The organism is Asticcacaulis solisilvae (assembly GCF_052327315.1).
Classification (GTDB): Bacteria; Pseudomonadota; Alphaproteobacteria; order Caulobacterales; family Caulobacteraceae; genus Asticcacaulis; species Asticcacaulis solisilvae_B.
Genome location: NZ_CP166196.1, coordinates 3,103,603 through 3,124,408 on the forward strand (window position 1 = coordinate 3,103,603; position 20,806 = coordinate 3,124,408).

At 64.4% G+C, this 20,806-nt stretch carries 19 protein-coding genes and 1 riboswitch; of the genes, 12 read left to right on the forward strand and 7 right to left on the reverse strand.

Features of this window, described 5'->3' with window-relative positions; genetic code table 11:
* Positions 1 to 3: 3 nt before the first annotated feature.
* From AB8717_RS14715 to AB8717_RS14725, 3 genes are all read right to left on the reverse strand, one after another.
* Entirely contained in the window at positions 4 to 1,443 is a 1,440-nt protein-coding gene (locus AB8717_RS14715) for a glycoside hydrolase family 28 protein (RefSeq protein ID WP_443748074.1), read from the reverse strand.
* Between the two features lie 69 nt (positions 1,444 to 1,512).
* On the reverse strand, positions 1,513 to 2,763 hold the full coding sequence (gene cytX / locus AB8717_RS14720; RefSeq protein WP_443748075.1) for a putative hydroxymethylpyrimidine transporter CytX: 1,251 nt from the start codon (positions 2,761 to 2,763) through the stop codon (positions 1,513 to 1,515).
* Positions 2,764 to 3,873 carry an S-(hydroxymethyl)glutathione dehydrogenase/class III alcohol dehydrogenase gene (locus tag AB8717_RS14725; RefSeq protein WP_443748076.1) on the reverse strand — a complete coding sequence of 370 codons (1,110 nt, stop codon included), beginning with the start codon at positions 3,871 to 3,873 and terminating at the stop codon, positions 2,764 to 2,766. It lies immediately after the preceding gene.
* Between the two features lie 177 nt (positions 3,874 to 4,050).
* Between AB8717_RS14725 and AB8717_RS14730 the strand changes: the two genes are divergently transcribed.
* A complete protein-coding gene (locus tag AB8717_RS14730) occupies positions 4,051 to 4,485 on the forward strand; it encodes a YciI family protein (protein ID WP_443748077.1) in 435 nt (144 codons plus the stop codon).
* Between the two features lie 31 nt (positions 4,486 to 4,516).
* On the opposite strand, the gene AB8717_RS14735 is transcribed toward AB8717_RS14730, so the two are convergent.
* On the reverse strand, positions 4,517 to 4,672 hold the full coding sequence (locus AB8717_RS14735; RefSeq protein WP_443748078.1) for a hypothetical protein: 156 nt from the start codon (positions 4,670 to 4,672) through the stop codon (positions 4,517 to 4,519).
* On the reverse strand, positions 4,673 to 4,897 hold the full coding sequence (locus tag AB8717_RS14740; protein WP_443748079.1) for a hypothetical protein: 225 nt from the start codon (positions 4,895 to 4,897) through the stop codon (positions 4,673 to 4,675).
* 100 nt (positions 4,898 to 4,997) lie between these two features.
* Here AB8717_RS14740 and AB8717_RS14745 point away from each other — a divergent pair, with 100 nt between their 5' ends.
* From AB8717_RS14745 to AB8717_RS14770, 6 genes are all read left to right on the forward strand, one after another.
* Positions 4,998 to 6,263, forward strand: coding sequence for an RNA polymerase sigma factor (locus tag AB8717_RS14745; RefSeq protein ID WP_443748080.1), 1,266 nt, complete (start codon positions 4,998 to 5,000; stop codon positions 6,261 to 6,263).
* Between the two features lie 135 nt (positions 6,264 to 6,398).
* Positions 6,399 to 7,400, forward strand: coding sequence for a ribonuclease T2 family protein (locus AB8717_RS14750; protein ID WP_443748081.1), 1,002 nt, complete (start codon positions 6,399 to 6,401; stop codon positions 7,398 to 7,400).
* Between the two features lie 65 nt (positions 7,401 to 7,465).
* Positions 7,466 to 7,840, forward strand: a complete 375-nt coding sequence (locus AB8717_RS14755) for a VOC family protein (RefSeq protein WP_443748082.1) — start codon at positions 7,466 to 7,468, stop codon at positions 7,838 to 7,840.
* Between the two features lie 103 nt (positions 7,841 to 7,943).
* A complete protein-coding gene (locus AB8717_RS14760; RefSeq protein ID WP_443748083.1) occupies positions 7,944 to 10,301 on the forward strand; it encodes a glycoside hydrolase family 31 protein in 2,358 nt (785 codons plus the stop codon).
* Complete coding sequence (locus AB8717_RS14765; protein WP_443748084.1) at positions 10,302 to 11,840, forward strand: carboxylesterase/lipase family protein; 1,539 nt, start codon at positions 10,302 to 10,304, stop codon at positions 11,838 to 11,840.
* A gap of 43 nt (positions 11,841 to 11,883) precedes the next feature.
* Positions 11,884 to 13,854: a phosphocholine-specific phospholipase C gene (locus tag AB8717_RS14770; RefSeq protein ID WP_443748085.1), complete on the forward strand. Its 1,971-nt coding sequence runs from the start codon at positions 11,884 to 11,886 to the stop codon at positions 13,852 to 13,854.
* A 208-nt stretch (positions 13,855 to 14,062) separates the two neighbouring features.
* Here the strand turns inward: AB8717_RS14770 and AB8717_RS14775 are convergent, their stop codons facing one another.
* Positions 14,063 to 15,190: an NADH:flavin oxidoreductase/NADH oxidase gene (locus AB8717_RS14775; protein WP_443748086.1), complete on the reverse strand. Its 1,128-nt coding sequence runs from the start codon at positions 15,188 to 15,190 to the stop codon at positions 14,063 to 14,065.
* Between the two features lie 113 nt (positions 15,191 to 15,303).
* Positions 15,304 to 15,408, forward strand: a riboswitch (SAM riboswitch).
* A gap of 77 nt (positions 15,409 to 15,485) precedes the next feature.
* Between AB8717_RS14775 and metX the strand changes: the two genes are divergently transcribed.
* From metX to AB8717_RS14795, 4 genes are all read left to right on the forward strand, one after another.
* The gene (gene metX / locus AB8717_RS14780) at positions 15,486 to 16,481 is read left to right on the forward strand and encodes a homoserine O-succinyltransferase MetX (RefSeq protein WP_443748087.1); all 996 of its coding nucleotides are present in this window, start codon (positions 15,486 to 15,488) and stop codon (positions 16,479 to 16,481) included.
* A gap of 6 nt (positions 16,482 to 16,487) precedes the next feature.
* Positions 16,488 to 17,666 (forward strand): cystathionine gamma-synthase, encoded by a 1,179-nt coding sequence (gene metB / locus AB8717_RS14785; protein ID WP_443748088.1) that lies wholly within the window; start codon positions 16,488 to 16,490, stop codon positions 17,664 to 17,666.
* Between the two features lie 49 nt (positions 17,667 to 17,715).
* Complete coding sequence (locus AB8717_RS14790; RefSeq protein ID WP_443748089.1) at positions 17,716 to 18,540, forward strand: hypothetical protein; 825 nt, start codon at positions 17,716 to 17,718, stop codon at positions 18,538 to 18,540.
* A 98-nt stretch (positions 18,541 to 18,638) separates the two neighbouring features.
* Positions 18,639 to 19,709 (forward strand): aldo/keto reductase, encoded by a 1,071-nt coding sequence (locus tag AB8717_RS14795; protein ID WP_443748090.1) that lies wholly within the window; start codon positions 18,639 to 18,641, stop codon positions 19,707 to 19,709.
* Between the two features lie 73 nt (positions 19,710 to 19,782).
* On the opposite strand, the gene AB8717_RS14800 is transcribed toward AB8717_RS14795, so the two are convergent.
* Positions 19,783 to 20,223, reverse strand: coding sequence for an organic hydroperoxide resistance protein (locus AB8717_RS14800; RefSeq protein ID WP_443748091.1), 441 nt, complete (start codon positions 20,221 to 20,223; stop codon positions 19,783 to 19,785).
* Positions 20,224 to 20,315: 92 nt separating this feature from the next.
* On the opposite strand from AB8717_RS14800, the gene AB8717_RS14805 reads away from it, so the two are divergent.
* Positions 20,316 to 20,762, forward strand: a complete 447-nt coding sequence (locus AB8717_RS14805; protein ID WP_443748092.1) for a MarR family winged helix-turn-helix transcriptional regulator — start codon at positions 20,316 to 20,318, stop codon at positions 20,760 to 20,762.
* Positions 20,763 to 20,806: the final 44 nt, after the last annotated feature.

Below are 20,806 nucleotides of genomic sequence, written 5' to 3' on the forward strand. Positions count from 1 at the left end.
TTTCTATTTCGGCGTAACGGCGCCGGGGCCGTGTTTCGCCTCGTCCTCGGCGGACGCCGGGACCGGCTGCCACAACGACCCGTTCATCCGGACAGTGTTCGCCGTAACCTCGGCATTGGCGATGAACGAGGCCTTGGCGACATTGTCGAAGGTGCAGTTGCGGACGTCGATGGCCGTGATGAGGTCGTCCTTGTAACCGGCGATATCGAAGGCGCGCGTGGCCTTTTTGCAGACCACGTTCTCAAAGCGAACCTTGCCTATGCGCGGATTATACCCCCCGCCCCTGCCTTCACCATAGTCGAGCGTGACCTGCAGGATGTCCTGCGCGACCTGGTCGACCGTCACGTCGCGGAAGACGACGTTCTCGATATAGCCGCCACGATAGGAATTGGACTTGATCCGGAGCGCGCGGTCGAGGTTGGGGCTGCCCATATGGCAGTCGCGGACATAGATGTTGCGGATGCCGCCCGAGGCTTCCGACCCCAGCGACACGCCGCCGTGGCCGCCGATCATCTGGCAGTTGCGGATGATGATATTTTCCGACGCCACGCCGACGCGGCGGCCGTCGTGGTTGCGGCCGCTCTTGATGGCGATGCAGTCGTCGCCGGTGTTGAAGGTGACGTTTTCGATCAGCACGTCGGCGCACGATTCCGGATCGCAGCCGTCGTTATTGGGGCCGGTGGAATCGATGCGGACACCGCGCACCGTGATGTTGCGGCTGAGCACCGGGTGAATCTCCCACATGGGCGAACCGACAATCGTAATGTCCTCGATCAGGATATTCCTGCAACGGTAAGGCTGGATGAAGTTCGGCCGCAGCTTCCAGTCGCCGCCGAAGATGCGCTTTTCCGGCGGAATGCCCTGCGCCGCCATCTTGCCGAGCGTGTCGACCGCGTTGCCGAACCTGGGATCGCGGGCATGCGACGCCCAGTCCCACCAGTGCGTCTTGTCGGCCTGGCCGTCGAGCTTGCCCTTGCCGGTTATGGCCAGATCGCTTTCACCGAAAGCATAGATGAAGGGCGAATAGTTCATGCACTCGACGCCTTCGAAGCGCGTCAGCACCAGCGGATAATCGGCCGGATTCTGCGAAAAAGCCAGGGTCGCTCCCTCGGCAAGGTGCAGATCGACCTTCGACTTCAATACGATCGGGCCCGTGGGCCAGCGCCCTTCCGGCACCATGACGCGACCACCGCCAGCAGCATTACAGGCGGCGATGGCGTCCGCGATCGCCTTCGTGGTCTTGCCCTGGTCGTCGGCCGACGCGCCATGGTCGCGGATGTTGAATTCACGCTTCGGGAAGACCGGCGCCTTGATACGCTTCAGGATGGTGAGTGCCGGCGCCCAGCTGTCGGCAGCGCCACTCCGGCTGCGAGCCAACGCACCCATGGGCAAAAACGACAGGGCGGCGGTCCCGCCCAACAGTGCGCGGCGTGACAATGACATCGGCATAGAGACTCCCTTTGTATTCGTTTTCAGGGAGCCTAACCGCATATGACACCGGTGCCAATGGGCTTATTTGAGGATCTTGCGCAGCCCCCAGTACAGCCCGCCGGAAATCGCCAGCGCCGGCAGGGTCGCCCCCAGGGCCGGGAGGTACCGGACAATGGCGTAATAGGCGGCGACGCCCAGCGCCCAGCACGCCAAAGCGTACCCGTTCACCGGCATGATACGCCCCGCGACCTGGCGGCGGCGGACCAGGAAATGGTCGGCCAGCAACACGCCGTACAGCGGCGCGAAGACCGAGCCGATCATGTAGAGAAAGGTCACGAACTGGCCCATCGGCACGAACAGGGCCAGCCCCGTGCACAGGATACCGAAGCCGATGGTCAGGCTGCGGACCTTGAGGCGAATGACCGTCGCCGCCGAAGTCGCGGCGGAAAAGATATCGGCGAACACATTGTCGGTCTCGTCGATCAGGATCATCAGCAGGGCCAGGCCGCCGCCGGTGGCGGCCAGCGCCGACAGCAGCAGGTCCTGGCCGTTTGCCGCCACCAGCGCGAAGGCCGCCCCCAGTGCATAGAACCAGACATTGGCCAGGAAATAGCCGGCGGCGCTGCCACGGAACATGTCTCGCGGCCTGCCGAAACGGCTGTAGTCGGCGATCAGCGGCAGCCACGACAAGGGCATGGCGGCAACGATATCGATGCCCGCGCCGAGCGACCCGCTGCCGGTGCTCCTGGCGGTAAAAAGGGCGCCGAGGTCGTGCCGCGACAACAGCGCGAAGGTCATCCAGGCCGCGCCCAGCAGGACCAGCCACAGGCCGAAGCGGCGCAGGATCCGGCGCACGAAGCTCAACGGCCCCATGACCGCCAGCGCCGTCGCGGCGATACCGAAGACGATCGTCCAGACGACTGGCGCGCTGACCTGAAAGGTGGACTTCGTCAGGGCGTCGGCGGCGTCGCGCATGGCGGCGATTTCGAAAATGCCCCATCCCACCAGTTGGACCACATTGAGCACCGCGGGTACGGCCGCACCGTGCTTGCCGAGCGTCGGCCTGAGCGCGGCGATGGTGGCCAGCCCGGTATCGGCGCCGACCACGCCCGCCAGGGCCAGCAGGACAGCACCGAGCAAGCTGCCGATAACGATGGCCAGAAGCGCACCGGTGAACGACAGGCCCGGCACCAGTCCCGCGCCGGCCTGAAGCACCAGGAGACCGATACCCAGGCTGAACCACAATGAAAAAGCGTCGCGCGTCTTCAGGCTGCGCGCGCCTTCCGGCACGGGCAGGAGCGGATCGTAGGCGTCGGTCTCGAGGTCAGCCATTTAGAAAACCACCACGGAACGGATGCTTTCGCCGGCGTGCATCAGGTCGAAGGCCTTGTTGATGTCTTCCAGGGCGAAGGTGTGGGTGATCATGGGATCGATCTCGATCTTGCCGTCCATGTACCAGTCGACGATCTTCGGCACGTCGGTACGGCCCCGCGCGCCACCGAAGGCCGAGCCTTTCCAGACGCGGCCCGTCACCAGCTGGAAGGGACGCGTGCGGATTTCAGCGCCCGACGGGGCTACGCCGATGATGATGCTTTCGCCCCAGCCGCGATGGCAGGCTTCCAGCGCGGTGCGCATGACGTCGACATTGCCCGTGCAGTCGAAGGTATAGTCCGCGCCGCCGCCGGTAATCTCGACCAGATGCGCCACCAGGTCGCCGGTGACGGTCTTCGGATTGACGAAGTGCGTCATACCGAAGCGCTTGCCCCATTCAGCCTTGGACTCGTTGATGTCGACGCCGACGATCTTGTCCGCCCCGACCATCTTCAGGCCCTGGATGACGTTAAGGCCGATGCCGCCCAGGCCGAAGACGACCGCGTTGGCGCCCGGTTCGACGCCCGCCGTATTGACGACGGCGCCGACGCCGGTGGTCACGCCGCAGCCGATGTAGCAGGTCTTCTCGAAGGGCGCGTCGTCGCGGATTTTCGCCAGCGCGATCTCGGGCAGCACCGTGAAGTTCGAAAAGGTCGAGCAGCCCATATAGTGATGGATCGCCTGGCCCTTGTAGGAGAAGCGCGACGTGCCGTCGGGCATCAGGCCCTTGCCCTGGGTCCCGCGGATCGCCGTGCACAGGTTGGTCTTGCGCGACAGGCACGACTTACACTGGCGGCATTCAGGCGTGTACAGCGGGATGACATGGTCGCCGGGCTTCAACGACGTCACGCCCGGGCCGACTTCGCGCACGATGCCCGCGCCTTCATGGCCCAGGATCGACGGGAACAGGCCTTCGCTGTCCAGCCCGTCCAGCGTATAGGCGTCGGTATGGCAGATGCCGGTGGCCTTGATCTCGACCAGGACCTCAAAGGCCTTGGGCCCTTCGAGATCGACCTCGACGATTTCCAGCGGCTTCTTGGCTTCGAACGCAACAGCGGCACGGGTCTTCATGAGAGTCTCCTTGGTTGGAATGGCGTCTTGTGCAAAGCTTTGGCAGGTTTGACAACGGCAACCGAAATTTTTTCGAAAAATTTTTCGGGCGATTGTCGATTTCGCGAAGGACGGTTCGACGTGATGACAGAGCCGCCGCCGCGAAGGCACGGCCACAACCCGCAAAGGAGTGTTTCGATGAAAGTCATGGTTATTGTGAAGGCCACCGCCGAGTCCGAAGCCGGCATCATGCCCAGCCCGGAACTGATGAACGCCATGGGCGCGTTCAACGAAGAACTGGTCAAGGCCGGCATCATGCTGGCGGGCGAGGGCCTGAAACCGTCGTCGAAGGGCGCGCGCGTCCATTTCGACGGCGCATCACGCACCGTCATCGACGGCCCGTTCGCCGAGACCAAGGAACTGGCGGCCGGCTTCTGGCTGTGGCAGGTGCGCAGCCTCGATGAAGCGATCGAATGGGTCAAGCGCTGCCCGAATCCTATGCCGGGCGCCAGCGACATCGAAATCCGCCCGCTCTATGAAGAAGCCGATTTCGCGGAATGGGACCCGCAGTGCGAATGGCGTGAAAAGGAAGCGAAGCTGCGCCAGCAGATCGAGGCTGGCCAGGCGGGCTGAGACAGGTGACGGAGGGCGTTCCCCTCCGTCCCTACCTTACCTTGGCCTCGACGCCGGCGTGCTCGACCGCCCCGATGATGACGCGGATGAAGCCGGTTACGAAGACAGCCGGAGGCGCCAGCAGGGAGAACGGAATCCGCAGGAAAAAAACAAAGATGATGACGGCCAGCGGCAAGGCGCCCAGCATCTACCAGACGCCGCCCCAGACCTTCTTCATGGCCCGGCGCTTCCCGAGTTGGATCAAGTCTTCCTTGAGGCTGCGGCCGACGCTCCGCGCCGTGGGCTCGTCGAGATTCGCGTCCAGCGCGGCGTTGATTGCCGCCTGCACGCTCAGACCCCGGTTCAGGCTGTCAACCATGTGCGCCTTGACGATATCGCGTGTCGTCGCCGCCGGTTCGAAGATTTCAGACATCAAAAAACCCCCTCTCGCATCGGCCACCTGTGCCGCGACCGTCCCTGAAAGGTGAATGACGCAGATGGCCGTGATCGTCAACCTGGGCTAGGCTGCGCGTGTGACCTCGCAGATCAGCCGAACCATAGACGCCATTTGGAAAATGGAGGCCGCCCGCATCATCGGCGGGCTGGCGCGAAGGGTACGTGATGTCGGCCTGGCCGAGGACCTGGCGCAGGACGCCCTGGTTGCCGCACTGGAGCAGTGGCCGGCCAGGGGGATACCGCCAAATCCCGGCGCCTGGCTGATGGCGGCGGCGAAGAACAAGGCGATCGACCGGCTGCGCCGCGACGCGAATTTTCGCAGGAAACTCGACGCGATCGGCCATGAGCTCGACATCACGGGTGAAGCGATACAGATCGAAGACGCGTCCGAGGCCGTCGCCGACGACGTCCTGCGCCTGATCTTCGTCGCCTGCCACCCGATCCTGGCCCACGAGGCGCAGATCGCCCTGACCTTGCGCATCGTGTGCGGCCTTACGACCGAAGAGATCGCCCGCGCACAGATGGCCCCTGAGACGACGGTCCAGCAGCGCATCGTCCGCGCCAAGCGCAAGCTTTCGGACGCCGGCGTCCGCTTCCAGGACATCCTGCCCGAGGATTTCACCGCCCGGCTCCAGGCCGTGCTTCAGGTCGTCTACCTCATCTATAACGAAGGTTATGCCGCGTCGGGCGGCGAGGACTATCTGCGCCTGTCGCTGTGCGACGAAGGCCTGCGGCTGGGACGTATCCTGGCGCACCAGGCGCCCGGGGAGTCCGAGGTCCATGCCCTGCTGGCCCTGATGGAGTTGCAGGCGTCGCGGGCCCGGGCCCGCACAGACGCCGAAGGCACGCCTGTTTCCCTGCCCGACCAGAACCGCAGCCACTGGGACCACCTGCAGATCGCGCGGGGTCTGAAGGCATTGGAAAAGGCGCGCGATCTTGGCAGCGCCTTGGGTGGTCCGCCGGGCGTCTATTATGTCCAGGCCGCCATCGCCGCCTGTCATGCGCGCGCAATCGAAGCCGCGGCGACCGACTGGCCACAGATTTCGGCGCTCTACAGCCTGCTGTTCGAAATGACCGGCTCGCCGGTGGTGCGCCTGAACCACGCCATGGCTGCCGGCATGGCCTATGGCCCAGAGGCCGGCCTGGACCTCCTCGAGCCGCTGAGGAGCGAGCCCGCCTTGAAGGCCTATCATCCCCTGTGGGCGGCGCGCGGCGACCTGCTTGAACGCGCTGGCCGTTACAACGAGGCGCGCGCGGCCTTCGAGACCGCCGCCGCCATGACTCGCAACGCTCCCGAACGCAGAGCGCTCCTGAAACGGGCCGAAGCACTGAACAAAAACTGACAAACAAGACAGCTATAAGCTTCAGGCGCGACGTGACTCGCCAAATCGACCAGTTATTGCAATTAGCTATCATAAATAGTAAATCTTGCGTACCGGCAGTGTGCGTTTCGACCAATCCCCACCCGTGAGAGACCGATGAAGACGTGGATTTTAGCCGCTGCCTGCCTCCTGCTGTCCGTAAACACCGCCAACGCGGCGTCCAGGGGCGGCAATCTGCTTGTCGCCAACGAGGTCTGCCCGGCCTATCAGTCAATCGCCAAGAAGACCAACCCCGGCAATGTGAAAACGAAGCTGGGCCAGGCCTATACCATCGTAGCCGACAACAAGGAGCCGCCGACCTGGCTTCAGATCGATATCGACGGCGCGAAACCGCCACTGCGCTGGGTATCGGTGCAGTGCGCCGCGCCGGGCACCGATCCGGCGCCTGAGCCTGTCTCACAACCGCCCGTCCCCACGCCGCCACCCGCCGGCACCACCCCCGTCCCTCCGGTCGGCCTGGGAAAGGCAACCCATCTGCTGGCCCTGAGCTGGGAACCGGCCTTCTGCGAAACGCACTCCGGCAAGACCGAGTGCCGCGGGGAAACGCGCCAGAGCCCGGAGGCGCGGCAACTCAGCCTGCACGGCCTGTGGCCACAGCCCGACGGCAATTTCTATTGTCACGCCGATCCACAGCAGGTGACGCTCGACAAGGGCAGTCATTTCGACCAGCTGGCGGCGCCGGACATCACCCCGGCGACGCATGACCGGCTGGCCGCGGTCATGCCCGGAACGCAATCCGCGCTCGAACGTCACGAATGGATCAAGCACGGCACCTGTTTCGGAACCTCGGCCGACGTCTATTTCAACCGCGCCGCCGACCTGACGGAGCAGGTCAACGCCTCGGCGGTCGGCCAATTGATCGCCGCCCACGCCGGGCAGACCGTCCAGATCAGCGACCTGGTTTCGGCGTTTTCGCAGGCATTCGGCGCGGATGCCCGCAACGCCATCGTCATCAAGTGCGCCTCGGGCGAACTCTCGGAGATCGACGTCTATCTCGCCGGCGACGTCACCGGCAGCGCGCCGGTCGCCAACCTGCTGGCGAGGGCGGAAGGCACCACGACCTGCAAGTCAGCACGCCTGCCGGTACCGAAGACTTAAAATATACTGACAAAATTTGGCAGCATAAGCAATTAGATTGGAACCGTCCAACCTAGGAGGTTCCGATGACATCCCCCAGCTACGCCCTGCTCGCCGTCACCGATCCGCGCCAAAGCATCAAGATTTACAACCGGTTGCTGGGCCTGGAGCCTGTCGAATTGTCCGACACCTTCGCCCTCTACGTCCTGCCGACCGGCTGGAAGCTGGGCCTATGGAAGAAGGACGGCATGGAGCCCACGCCGCTGGCGTCCGGCGGCAGCGAACTTGCCTTCAACCTGCCCGATCGCAGCGATGTCGACTGGCTTCACGTGGAATGGAGCGGCCTCGGTCTCGTTATCGTGCAATCTCCCACCGAGCTCGATTTCGGCTATACTTTCGTCGCGGCCGATTCCGACGGTCATCGTCTGCGCGCGTTCGCGCTCAGCGAGTCCCCAACCTGATTTTGGGGGCTTGACCAAAACTCCGGCTACGGTTAGCGCTAACACTAATTGTATGACAACGCTATCAGGCATGGCTTGGACAAGCGTGGCACTGGAGGGAAGAATGCAGACACCGAAATTGAAACGCCGCCTCTGTGCGGCACTGGCCGGCTTTGCGTCCGCGCTGGCGATCGCCACGGCGGCGCACGCCGGACCGATCGCCACGCTCGACCGCAACGGCGCCTGGGTCAGCGTCGAGGCCTATGGCCCGAACGTCGTCCACGTCACCATCGCCGCCGACAAGGCCGAAGCCTTGAAGGCGGCGGGTTACGGCATCATCACCGCCAATGCCGACAATGCGGCTTTCAGGCAAACCTCGGGCAATGACGGCGATACCTTCACCTCGAACGCGCTGACCCTGCACGTCAACGCCGCCCCGCCGCCGCACGTCCCGAGCCAGGGCGAAAAGTACTTCGCGCCGTCGCTGGCCCCGGTCGGCTTGCAGGTCAAGAACGCGCATGGCGACACCGTCGTCAACATGACGGGCTGGGAAATGTCGCCGCACGAAGTCGCCGGCGAGCAGACCTACCAGGTCGGCGCCTCGTTCGCCGTGTCGCCGGACGAACACTATTACGGCCTCGGCCAGAACCAGGAATCGACCAGCGGCATCGACCTGCGCGGCCGCGTCATCGACTGCCAGCACTGGTACGACGCGCCGGGCGGCGAAACCGTCTGCGTGCCCTTCCTGGTCTCCTCCAAGGGCTACGGCATCATCTGGGACAACCCGTCCGACACGCACTTCATCGGCGCCATCAACGGCCGCACCGCCTTCCAGTCCAAGGTCGGCGAGCGCGTCAGCTTCTTCATCGTCACCGGCGACAATCCTGAACAAATCTATTCGGCCTATGCCCGGGTCACCGGCAAGACGCCGATCCCGCCCAAGGCCGCCTTCGGCCTGATCCAGTCCAAGGCGCGTTACGACAGCCAGGCCGAAGTCCTGCGCGTCGCCAACACCTACCGCCAGAAGCAGTATCCGCTCGACGTCATGGTCGTCGACTGGTTCTACTGGACGCGCATGGGCCAGATGGACATCGACCCCAGCCAGTTCCCCGATCCCGACGCGATGAACAAGCAGCTCCACGACATGGGGATGCAGTCGATCATCTCGATCTGGCCGCGCTATGAAACCTCGGGCCGCTATTTCAACGAGCTCGACGCCAAGGGTTTCTTCCTCAAGGACAAGGACGGCAAGACCGTCGACGGCCTGCCCTTCCGTTCGGACCGCACCGGCGCCCTGATCGACGCCACCAACCCCGAAGCGCGCAAGTGGTACTGGGAGCACGCCCGCGACAATATCCTGTCGCACGGCTTCGACTATCCGTGGCTGGACGAGACCGAGCCGGACCTGGTGCCGGACGGCAGCTTCTATTCGATCGGCTCGGGCGACCGCTACCACAACGTCTTCCCGCTACTCCACGTCGAAGGCGTGGCGCAAGGCATGCGCGACTGGAAGCCCAACAGGCGCGTGCTGATCCTGTCGCGTGCCGCCTACCTCGGTTCGCAGCGCACCGGCGCGCTCTTCTGGTCGTCGGACATCAATCCGAGCTGGGAGGCGCTGCAGCGCCAGATTCCGACCGGCCTCAACATGACGGCTTCGGGCATCGCCTACTGGGGCAACGATATCGGCGGCTGGCAATGGCTGCCGCAGACAACCAGCGCAACCAAGACGCCGCTGCTCGATCCCGCCGGCGCCGAGGCGACCGTCGGCCAGAACCGGGATTATCCGGAACTGTTCACCCGCTGGTTCGAATACGGCACATTCCTGCCGACCCTGCGTATCCACGGCGACCGCAAGCACACGGAAATCTGGGAATTCGGCCACGCGGCCGAGCCGATCCTGGCGAAGTACGACCGCCTGCGCTACGCCCTGATCCCCTACCTCTACAGCCAGGCCAAGTCGACCTACGACACGGGCGCGCCCTTCATGCGTCCGCTGTGGATGGACTTCCCGAACGACCCGAACGTCGCGAACCTCGGCACGCAATACATGTTCGGCCCGGCCTTCCTGGTCGCGCCGGTCACCGAGCAGGCCCAGACGGAAAAGAACGTCTACCTGCCGGCCGGCAGTGACTGGTACAACTTCTGGACCAACGAGAAGCTGTCCGGTGGCCGCTGGGTCAAGGTGGCCGCGCCCGTCGACCAGATTCCGGTCTTCGTCCGGGCTGGCTCGATCGTGCCGTTGGGGTCCGACATCCAGTCGACCGCATCGAAGCAATCGATCGCCGAGATCCGCGTCTATCCGGGCAAGGACGCCGACTTTACCCTCTATGACGACGACGGCACGTCGTACGACTACGAAAAGGGCAAGGGCACGGTGACCAAGCTCCATTGGAGCGATGCTTCGGGCGCGCTGACGGTTCCGACCGGTGACAAGGCCTTCGCCAAGACCGCCCCGGGCCTGGTCAAGGTCGCGGGCAAGTAAATGCGGTTGACCGCACTTGTGCTCGGACTGGCTTTGATGGTCATGCCGGGCCTCCAAGCCCGCGCTGAAACGACAACTCCGCCGGTGCACGTCACCGGCGGAGCCATTTCGGGCGTTGAAAAAGACGGCGTACGGTCATTCCTCGGCGTGCCGTTTGCCGCGCCGCCGCTCGGAAACCTGCGCTGGCGTTCACCGCAGCCCGTCGTGGCGTGGAAAGGCGTCAAACCAGCCACGGCCTTCTCGCCGGCCTGCGCCCCCAATGCCGACTGGCTGCCCAACGCCAAGAGCGAAGACTGCCTCTACCTCAATGTCTGGGCACCGGAAAAAGCGAAAAAGCTGCCGGTCATCGTGTGGATCCACGGCGGCGCCATGGATAGCGGCACTGCCGCCGTGCCGGTACAGAACGGCGCCAATCTGGCCAAACGCGGCGTCATCGTCGTCACCATCAACTACCGCCTCGGCATTTTCGGCTTCTTCTCTCATCCCGAACTGAGCAAGGAATCGCCACAGCACGTCTCAGGCAACCAGGGCATTCTCGACCAGATTGCAGCCCTGCGCTGGGTCAAGGCCAATGCCGAGGCCTTTGGCGGCGATCCAGATCGCGTGACGATCATGGGCTGCTCGTCCGGCGGGGAATCCGTCGCCGTGCTGGTCGCCTCGCCCCTGGCCAAGGGCCTGTTCCAGCGCGCCATCGCCGAAAGCGGCAATGACGCCATGCCGATCAACCCGGAAGACGACCACCGCTTCAACGACAAGGCGACCGCCGAGGCCAATGGCGTCGCTTTCACAAAGGCCGTCGGGGCGGAACACGTCGCCGACCTGCGCCGGATGAGCCTTGCCGACCTGAAGAAGCAGTCGTGGCTGCCGCGCGTCTATGTCGATGGCTATGTGCTGCGATCGGACATGACCACGACCTACCGCAACCACCGGCAAAACGACGTGCCGCTGCTGGTCGGCTGGGCCGCCGAAGAGGGCAAGGATTTGATCGGCTTCTACCTCGATCCGGCGCAATCGACGGCCGCGAAGCGCGTTGATCAGATGACGCAACTGCTGGGCTACCGACCGTCCGACGCCATGGCCGCCGCCTATCCCGGCGGAACGGACACGCAGGCCGCCGCTTCGGTCACTCAGTTCGTCAACGACTGGTGGGGCTGGCGCATGCAGCACTGGGCGGCGGTGCAAGCGCGCTACGGCCGCTCGAAGTCGTATGTCTATTACTTCGCGCATCGCCCGACCGAGCCATCGACGCCTTGCACCTGGGCCTGCGGCGCGGGGCATGGCGTCGAAGTCCAGTACCTGTTCGACAACCTGGCCGTCGATCCGCGCGCCTGGTCCGCCGAAGACCAGCAACTGGCAAACAGGCTGGCCGATACGGTGGTACAGTTCGCCCGGACGGGTCGTCCCACCGGAACCGGCCTGCCCGCCTGGCCGGTATTCGACGGATCGAACGCATCGATCCTGCCGATCGCCAGTGACGTAGAGATTAAGGCGCACCCCCTGCCCGATTTCTCGCTGTTTCCGCCGCTGCCAACCAAATAACAGCGATTGCCAAAGCGTCATTCCGGCCTGATAAACAGACGGAATGACGCTCAATCGCCGCCTCTTTCTATCCGCCGTTGCGGCCTCTTTGCTGCCGCCTTCGATCGCCCGCGCGCTCGACATTCCGGCCGACCGCCGCACCGGCAGCGTCATGGACGTCGAGCACGTCGTCATCCTGACCCAGGAAAATCGCGCTTTCGACCACTATTTCGGTACGCTTCGCGGCGTACGCGGGTTCGGCGACCGCTTCGCCGTGCCGTCGCCCAGCGGCACCGTCTTCGTGCAGCCGGACGAGCGCGACGCCACCCGCAAACTGGCGCCGTTCCGCCTCGACACGACGAAATCGTTCAACGAGATGCGCGTCGCCGGCACGCCGCATACCTTCCCCGACGCGCAAGCCGCGTGGGACAATGGCCGGATGGCGAACTGGCCGGCCGCCAAGCACAACCGCGCCATGGGCTATTTCACGCGCGAGGATATTCCCTTCCAGTTCGCCCTGGCCGAGGCCTTTACGCTGTGCGACGCCTATCACGCCGCCTTGCATGCCGGCACCAATCCCAACCGCGTCTTCCTGTGGACGGGGACGAATGACCCATCGGGCGCGGGCCACGGCCCCGTAATCGACAACGGCTACGACCACCTGTCGGCCGATCCCGCGGGTCACGGCGGCTACAGTTTCGTGACCTACCCAGAGCGCCTGTCGGCTGCCGGCGTCAGCTGGCAGATCTACCAGGACATGAAGGACAACTTCACCGACAACCCCCTGGCCGGTTTCCGCGCCTATCGCGACGCCGACAAGGCAAACAGTGATCTGGCGCAACGGTCGGTACGCACGCGCGGTCTCGATAAACTGAAAGAAGACGTACAGACCGGCAGCCTGCCGCAGGTGTCATGGATCATAGCGACCGCCGAAGGGTCCGAACACCCGATCCCGTCGAGCCCGGCCCAAGGCGCGGACTATACGGCGCGCGTGCTCGATGCGTTGACGTCGAATCCGAAGGTGTGGGCGCGCACTGTCCTGCTGGTCAATTTCGACGAAAACGACGGCTTTTTCGACCACGTGCCTCCACCTGCCCCGCCGACGGACGCCTCGGCCGGACAGGTCGATACGACGAACGAATACCGTCTCGAGAAGGACCCATATCATGGCCGGCCCTACGGTCTGGGGCCGCGCGTGCCGATGTATGTGGTGTCACCGTGGTCGAAGGGCGGCTTTGTCAACAGCCAGGTCTTCGACCACACTTCGGTCCTGCGCTTCCTGGAGACACGCTTCGGCGTGAAGGAGCCCAATATCAGCGCCTGGCGCCGCGCCGTCAGCGGCGACCTGATGAGCTGTTTCGACTTCAGCCGCGCCGAACCCGAAGCCGTCACCCTGCTGCAGACGGCCGACACCGCCAGACGCGCCCGCAAGATCCTGTTGCCGGCCATGCCGAAGACGCCGGAGACGCTGACGGCGCCTGTCCAGGAAACGGGCATCCGTCCGGCGCGCGCCCTGCCCTATGATATCGCCGTAGACGTCATTGGCGGCCGGCTCGATATGCGCAACCAAAGCCCGGATACAGCGGTGGTGCTGCACGTCTACTGTCCGGCCAGGCTGTCCGACGCGCCGTTGCGCTATACCTTGAAAGCCGGCGGATCGGAAAGCCTGCCCGTCGACGGCGACCTGTTCCTGCTAGGGCCGAACGGCTTTCATCGCCGTATCATCGCGCCCAGGACTCTGCCATTGGACGCGGCGTTCGACGGCAGAACGCTGCACCTGACCGCGCACGATGCCGTCGCGCTTCGGCTCGCCGACGAAGCCTATGGCGGCACAGCACAGACTCTTGTCTTGAAGCCCGGCGAGACGATGAAGATCGCGCCCGACCTTTCGGCCAGCTATAACTGGTACGATTTCAGCGTGACGGGTGACGGCTTTGCCCTGCGCTTTGCCGGGCACGTCGAGGATGGCCAGCCTTCGTTCAGCGACCCGGCCTTCGGGGGCGCGGCGCCGCTGAAGATATGGAATCCATTATGAATGTACCTCCCCGTGCGAAGCATGGGGAGGGGGACCGCCCGAAGCTTTAGCGTAGGGTGGTGGTGGGGTTTCTTGCTTACTTTTCAAAACACTGGTGTTTCCAAGTAAGCAAGAAACCCCACCACCACATCTCCTTCACCAATGCTGACGCATTGGCGCAGTCGTGCGGTCCCCCTCCCCATCGCTTCGCGACAGGGAGGTATAAAAATCAGCTCACCGCGTGTTCGCCGAACAGGTGCTTCAGCCCATGCGGCTGCGAACGCCAGTATTGCGGCGGTGCCTCGACCTGGGCGCCCAGTTCCGCCGCGGCATGCCACGGCCAGCGCGGATCGTAAAGAATGCCACGCGCCAGGGCGACGCAATCGGCCTTGCCTTCGGCAATGATCGCCTCGGCCTGATGCGCATCAGTGATCAATCCGACGGCAAAGGTGGTAACACCCGTCGCCTTGATACGCTCGGCGAACGGCACCTGGTAGCCCGGCCCGACCGAAATCTTCTGGTGCTCGGACAGGCCGCCTGACGAGGCATCGATCCAGTCGACGCCGCGCGCCTTCAGCGCTTCGACGAAGACGACCGTCTGTTCGACATCCCAGCCGCCTTCGACCCAGTCGCTCGCGGACACGCGCACCCCCACCGGCTTATGCGCCGGAAAGGCCGCGCGCACGGCGTCGAACACTTCGAGCGGAAAGCGCATACGGTTCTCCAGACTCCCGCCATAGGCGTCAGTACGGTGGTTGGATAGCGGCGACAGGAATTCGTGCAGCAGATAGCCATGGGCCGCGTGGACCTCGATGGCGTCGATACCCAACCTTTCAGCACGCTTTGCCGCCGCGACAAAGGCGCCGCGCACCCGCGCCAGCCCCGCCGCGTCGAGCGCGACCGGCGCCGCATCGCCATCATGGAACGGAATGGCTGAAGGTGCGTGCGTGCGCCACCCGCCTCCCGGGGCGCCAGGCGCGATCTGCCGCCCGCCGTCCCATGGCACACGCGTCGAGGCCTTGCGCCCGGCATGCGCCAATTGCACTGCCACCGGAATGTGCGAATAGCGCCGAACCGCCGCCATGACGCGCGCCAATGCCGCCTCGGTTTCGTCGTTCCACAACCCAAGATCGGCCGGCGTGATGCGTCCGTCGGCCTCGACCGCCGTCGCTTCGATGCACAGCAGCCCCGCCCCCGACAGCGCCAGATGCCCCAGGTGCACCATATGCCAGTCGGTCGCCTTGCCGTCCTCGGCCGAGTATTGGCACATGGGCGAGATCACGATCCGGTTCGGCAATTTCAGATCACGCAGCGAAATCGGGGAAAACAAGGCGCTCATGGTTGCTCCGTTGAACATATGGGTCTCGTCTATTTGGGAAGGCCGGCACCTGCCCTCCAGTCCCGACCGCGAAAAGATATCGAAGAACCGCACCTCTTGACGCACCTGCACAATACGCGCATATAGACCGATACTCATCGAGACCAGCCGAGGGACAGGCCCGACGACGCTGGGGCAACCGCCGAACCTTCGGCATGGTGCCAACTCCTGCGGGTTCATTTCCCGGCAGATGAGACAGAGACGCTCCCGCGTAGCGCGCCCGCGTCCCCGTCTGGTCCGATGACTCTCAATTGATTCCGTGACCGGACACACCATGAACGCCCAAAGCTTTGATCCGTCCTTAAGCACCACGCCCGACCTGATCGGGCACGACATCCTGGCCGTCATACCCGCGGACTTCCGTCTGGACAGCGGCCAGCAGCTGGAGCAGACCGAAGTCATCGCCCGCGTCTACGGCCCGAAAAACGGCCCCGTCGTGGTGGTGGCGGGCGGCATTTCGGCCGGCCGCGTCCTCTTCGCCAAGGAAGACGCTACCGAGACCGCCCCCGGCTGGTGGGAAGGCGTGGCAGGGCCGAACGAAGCGCTGGACCTCAATACCTACCGTGTCATGAGCATTGAATTCGCACCACGCCTGCCGGCGTCGCGTGTCTACACCATCACGACGCACGACCAGGCGCGGCTGGTCCGCCTGCTGCTCGACCAGCTGGGCGCGGAAACCATTTACGCCTTTATCGGCGCGTCCTACGGCGCCATGATCGCGCTGGCCTTCGCCGAGCTTTACCCGGATGCGGTCGAACGCCTCTGTATCATCTCGGCGGCGCACCGCGCCCACCCGATGGCCACCGCCTTCCGGGGTCTGCAGCGCCGTCTGCTGCGCTTCGGCCAGGATAATGGCCGCCCGCAGGAAGGCATTTCGCTGGCGCGTCAGCTGGCGATGACGACCTACCGTTCGTCCGAGGAATTCTCGCAGCGTTTCGATGGTCCGGCACCGGCCGAAGCCGGTGAAAACTATACGGTCTGCGGCTATCTGCGCTCGCGCGGCGACGCCTATTCGGCCACCGACGTCAACCGCTGGATATCGATGTCCGACAGCCTGGACCGCCACCGCGTGGACCCGGCAAAGATCAAGGCAAAAGTCTTCCTGGCCGCCGTGCCGACCGACCGTCTTGTGCCCTACGAAGACATGCAGCATCTGCACGAGCAACTGGCCGACAGCGTCTTCATCGACCTCCCCTCGCTCTACGGCCACGACGCCTTCCTCAAGGAAATCCCGCTCGTCTCCGAAATCGTCCGCACCGCTTTGAAATAAGAGACTATGACCAAGGACTATCTGAAAGACGCCAGCCTCGCCACGCGAGTCATCAATATCGGCATCGACTCGGACCCGGCGCACGGCGCCGTCATGCCGCCGATCTACCTGTCGTCGAACTACACGTTCGAAGGCTTCGGCAAGAAGCGGACCTACGACTATGCGCGTTCGGGCAATCCGACGCGTTCGGTGATCGCGGACGTCATCGCCGACCTGGAAGGCGGCGCCGGCGCGGTGATGACCGTGTCGGGCCTGGCCGCGCTCGACCTGCTTTGGCAGGACCTCAACGCCTTCCATCCGGGCTGCAAGCGCGTCGTCGTGCCGCACGACTGCTATGGCGGCACGCAACGCCTGCTGAACGCCCGCACCAAACAGGGCCTGATCGAGGTCGTCTATGTCGACCAGAACGACGATGCCGCCATGGCTGAGGCGCTGTCGGTCCCGACCGCGCTGCTGTTGCTCGAGACCCCGTCCAATCCGCTGATGCGCCTGGTCGATCTCGAAAAGCGCATCGCCGAAGGCCACGCCGCCGGCGCCAAGGTCGCCGTCGACAACACCTTCCTGTCGCCCGCCCTGCAGAATCCGGTCAAGTTCGGCGCCGACTTCGTCGTTCATTCGACGACCAAATATATCAACGGCCACAGCGACGTGGTCGGCGGCGCCCTGGTGTGCACAACCGAGGAAGACGTCACCGCCTATCGTTGGTGGGCCAACTGCGTCGGCTCGACCGCGCCAGCCTTCGATTCCTACATGACACTGCGCGGCGTGCGCACCCTGTTCGTCCGCATCCGCCAGCAGCAGCAGAGCGCGCAGGCGGTGGCCGAATGGCTTGAAAAGCACCCGGCGGTTTCGGCGGTCTACTACCCCGGCCTTCCCGCCCACCCGCAGCATGAGCTGGCAAAAAAGCAGCAACTCGGCTTCGGCGCCATGATGAGCTTCGAGCTCAAGGGCGGGCTCGACGCGGTCAAAACCGTGCTCGACGCCATCGATCTGTTCAGCCTGGCCGAAAGCCTGGGCGGGATCGAAAGCCTGATCGTCCATCCGGCGTCGATGACGCACGCCGCCATGTCGCCAGAAGCGCAGGCCACGGCCGGCATCACCGGTGGCCTGCTGCGCGTGTCGGTCGGCCTCGAAGACGCCGACGACCTGATCAAGGCGCTGGAGCGGGCGTTTAACCATTTGTAACTTGCGGTCGGCGGCGGTACGGAACACTGTTCTCGAAACGGAGAGGACCATGATCCGGACTGCCGCCATTGTCGCCGGCCTGCTGATAGCCTCTTCGGCCCAGGCCCATGCCGCGCATGAGATCGTCAAGGCCGAACAGGCTTTCGACGCCTATACGGCCGTCCACGGCTTTACCCACGGCTTCCACGAATGGTCGGCCGAGGACGGCGTCTCGATCGGTCCCAAGGGGCCGCGTCCCATCCATAAATTGCTGAGCGACGCCATCGCCAAGGATCCGTCGGAAAGCGACGCGCCGTCGAAGCTGCGCTGGTGGCCCCTGCGCGCGGCGGCTTCCGCGTCCGGCGATCTTGGCTGGGATCTCGGCGGCTGGAAGAACGGCGACGACGCGGACGGCGGCTGGTACTTAACCGTCTGGGCCAAGCAGGCCGACGGCAATTGGCGCTGGATGGTCGATACCGGCGCCGGCAAGGCGCCGCTGACGCAGGTGCCGCCGGCAAGCGCGGTGATCACCGACGCCGTAACCACGGCCAAAAGCAAGACCGCGACCGCCGATATCGAGGCCGCCGATACCGCGCTCGACGCAGGCCTGGCCTCAGCATCACCCGCCGCCTACGCAAAAGCCCTGGCGGCCGACGCTATCATGGGCGGCGCGGACGGCGTTCCGGCGACCACGGCCGACGCCCGCACCACCGCCGTCACCAAACGCCCCGCCGGTGTTTGGCAACGCGACCTCATCAAGGTCTCGGCCGCCGGCGACCTTGGCTATACCTGGGGCCACGTTGTAGACCAGGGCACCTATCTCAGGGTCTGGCGCAACGACGGCAAGGCCGGCTGGCACATCGTCGCCGACATCTTCCAGCCTGCCGCGAAATAAGCTTGCTCCGTTAGCCCGGGCCGCTAAAACAGCGGCCAGCGGGACGCCAGATCCCGGTCAATGCCGATTCCTTCGATTGACGCAGAGAGCGAGCCTTTATGACTTACCAAGCCCTGGACACCCGTTACGCCTCCATGCCCTATCGCCGCTGCGGCCGCTCGGGGCTGAAACTGCCGGCGATCTCGCTCGGCCTGTGGCAGAACTTCGGCGACATCAACGCGCTCGATACGCAACGCGCCTTGCTGCGCCGCGCCTTCGATTCGGGCGTCACCCATTTCGACCTGGCCAATAATTACGGCCCGCCCTTCGGCTCGGCCGAGATCAATTTCGGCCGCATCTTTGCCGAGGACTTCAAGCCCTATCGCGACGAACTGATCATCTCGACCAAGGCGGGCTGGGACATGTGGGCCGGGCCCTATGGCGGCATGAACGGCTCGAAGAAGCACCTGATCGCCTCGTTCGACCAGAGCCTCAAGCGCATGGGCCTCGATTATGTCGATCTTTTCTATTCGCACCGCCCCGATCCCTTCACCCCGCTGGAAGAGACGATGGGTGCGCTGGCCCAGCTCTATCGCCAGGGCAAGGCGCTCTATGTCGGCATTTCGAACTACAATTCCGAACTGACGAAGCATTGCGCCGCCATTCTCAAGTCCGAGGGCGTGCCGCTGACGATCAGCCAGCCCAATTACAGCCTGCTCGACCGCTGGATCGAGCCCGATCTCCTGGCGACCAATGCCGAAGCCGGCGCGGGCACCATCGTCTTCTCGCCGCTGGCCCAGGGCTTCCTGTCGAACAAGTACCTGACAAAAGACGGCGCCCTGCCGGACGATTCGCGCGCCGCGCGCCTGGAATGGGTACGCAACGGCCTGACGCCGGAGACCTTGGGCCGCATCGAAGCGCTCAATGAGGTGGCCAAGGGCCGAGGCCAGAGCCTGGCGCAGATGGCCCTGGCCTGGACGCTGCGCGACGACCGCGTCACCTCGACCCTGATCGGTGCGCGCACCGTCGAACAGCTGGAAGACAGCCTCGGCGCCCTGCTGAACCTGTCGTTTACCGCCGGCGAACTCGACACGCTCGACCAGATCACGCGCGGCGACCCGGAAATCTTCGCGGCCCCGGCCAAGGCCAGCGGCGCCGACCTGCGCGACAATCCCGATTACCGGGCGTAAGCGCCTCTTCATTAAAAGACAAAGGGCGTCCGGTTCATGACCGGACGCCCTTTTTGTTTGTGCCTTCGCACGCTTAGGCGCGGACGAGATTGACGTTGATATTGCCGCGCGTCGCGTTCGAATACGGACAGACGACGTGCGCTGCGGCGATCAGACGATCGGCGACATCGGCGTCAAGGCCCGGCAGCGAAATCTTCAGAGTCACTTCGATACCGAAACCGTTCGGAATCTGGCCGATACCGACGCTCGACTCGATCGAGGCATCCGCCGGCACGGCGATCTTGTCGCGGCCGCCGACGAACTTCAGCGCGCCGATAAAGCAGGCGGCGTAACCGGCCGCGAACAGCTGCTCCGGATTGGTGCCGTCACCGCCGGCGCCGCCCAGTTCCTTCGGCGTCGACAGCTTGACATTGAGACGGCCGTCGTTCGACGCAGCGGCGCCTTCGCGGCCGCCGGTGGCACGGGCGTGCGCGACATAGACGGGGGTGATCGAGGGGGCATTTTCGTAGGCCATGACGTCAGCTCCTTTGCTGCATTTTTGATAGCGCACATTTATATTGTGCACAATATATTGTCAAGTGCATTGTGCACTATATAATTCACATCATGGCCGACGATCCCACACCCGCACACCTGCGCCTTGAAAACCAGCTCTGTTTCGCGGTCTATTCCGCCGCGCACGCTTTTGCTCAGGCATACAAGCAGTGGCTCGAACCCATGGGGCTGACCTATCCGCAGTACCTTGTCATGCTGCTGCTGTGGGAAAAGGACGGCCGTTCGGTCAACGAGCTGGGCCAGCCGCTGATGCTCGATTCCGGCACGCTGACGCCGCTGCTGAAGCGCATGGAAAAGGCGGGCTTCGTGACGCGCGCCCGCGACGAACGCGACGAACGTGTCACTCGCATTTTCCTGACCGAGGACGGCCGGGCTTTACGCGCCAGGGCCGAGGCGATCCCGCCCGCCCTGCTCTGCGCCACCAATTTGTCGATAGACGACGCCTCCGTAACGCGCGAGCAGATGAAGGACCTGTCGCTGCGACTGCGCGCAGGTTAAGCCAGTTGCAATTTTTTCGGATCGGCGCATCTTCCTGATCTACG

Bases quoted from the DNA above. Each gene is read 5' to 3' on its own strand.
- AB8717_RS14715 (WP_443748074.1), bottom strand. From the start codon at position 1,443: ATGTCATTGTCACGCCGCGCACTGTTGGGCGGGACCGCCGCCCTGTCG.
- cytX (WP_443748075.1), bottom strand. From the start codon at position 2,763: ATGGCTGACCTCGAGACCGACGCCTACGATCCGCTCCTGCCCGTGCCG.
- AB8717_RS14725 (WP_443748076.1), bottom strand. From the start codon at position 3,873: ATGAAGACCCGTGCCGCTGTTGCGTTCGAAGCCAAGAAGCCGCTGGAA.
- AB8717_RS14730 (WP_443748077.1), top strand. From the start codon at position 4,051: ATGAAAGTCATGGTTATTGTGAAGGCCACCGCCGAGTCCGAAGCCGGC.
- AB8717_RS14735 (WP_443748078.1), bottom strand. From the start codon at position 4,672: ATGCTGGGCGCCTTGCCGCTGGCCGTCATCATCTTTGTTTTTTTCCTG.
- AB8717_RS14740 (WP_443748079.1), bottom strand. From the start codon at position 4,897: ATGTCTGAAATCTTCGAACCGGCGGCGACGACACGCGATATCGTCAAG.
- AB8717_RS14750 (WP_443748081.1), top strand. From the start codon at position 6,399: ATGAAGACGTGGATTTTAGCCGCTGCCTGCCTCCTGCTGTCCGTAAAC.
- AB8717_RS14755 (WP_443748082.1), top strand. From the start codon at position 7,466: ATGACATCCCCCAGCTACGCCCTGCTCGCCGTCACCGATCCGCGCCAA.
- AB8717_RS14760 (WP_443748083.1), top strand. From the start codon at position 7,944: ATGCAGACACCGAAATTGAAACGCCGCCTCTGTGCGGCACTGGCCGGC.
- AB8717_RS14765 (WP_443748084.1), top strand. From the start codon at position 10,302: ATGCGGTTGACCGCACTTGTGCTCGGACTGGCTTTGATGGTCATGCCG.
- AB8717_RS14770 (WP_443748085.1), top strand. From the start codon at position 11,884: ATGACGCTCAATCGCCGCCTCTTTCTATCCGCCGTTGCGGCCTCTTTG.
- AB8717_RS14775 (WP_443748086.1), bottom strand. From the start codon at position 15,190: ATGTTCAACGGAGCAACCATGAGCGCCTTGTTTTCCCCGATTTCGCTG.
- metX (WP_443748087.1), top strand. From the start codon at position 15,486: ATGAACGCCCAAAGCTTTGATCCGTCCTTAAGCACCACGCCCGACCTG.
- metB (WP_443748088.1), top strand. From the start codon at position 16,488: ATGACCAAGGACTATCTGAAAGACGCCAGCCTCGCCACGCGAGTCATC.
- AB8717_RS14790 (WP_443748089.1), top strand. From the start codon at position 17,716: ATGATCCGGACTGCCGCCATTGTCGCCGGCCTGCTGATAGCCTCTTCG.
- AB8717_RS14795 (WP_443748090.1), top strand. From the start codon at position 18,639: ATGACTTACCAAGCCCTGGACACCCGTTACGCCTCCATGCCCTATCGC.
- AB8717_RS14800 (WP_443748091.1), bottom strand. From the start codon at position 20,223: ATGGCCTACGAAAATGCCCCCTCGATCACCCCCGTCTATGTCGCGCAC.
- AB8717_RS14805 (WP_443748092.1), top strand. From the start codon at position 20,316: ATGGCCGACGATCCCACACCCGCACACCTGCGCCTTGAAAACCAGCTC.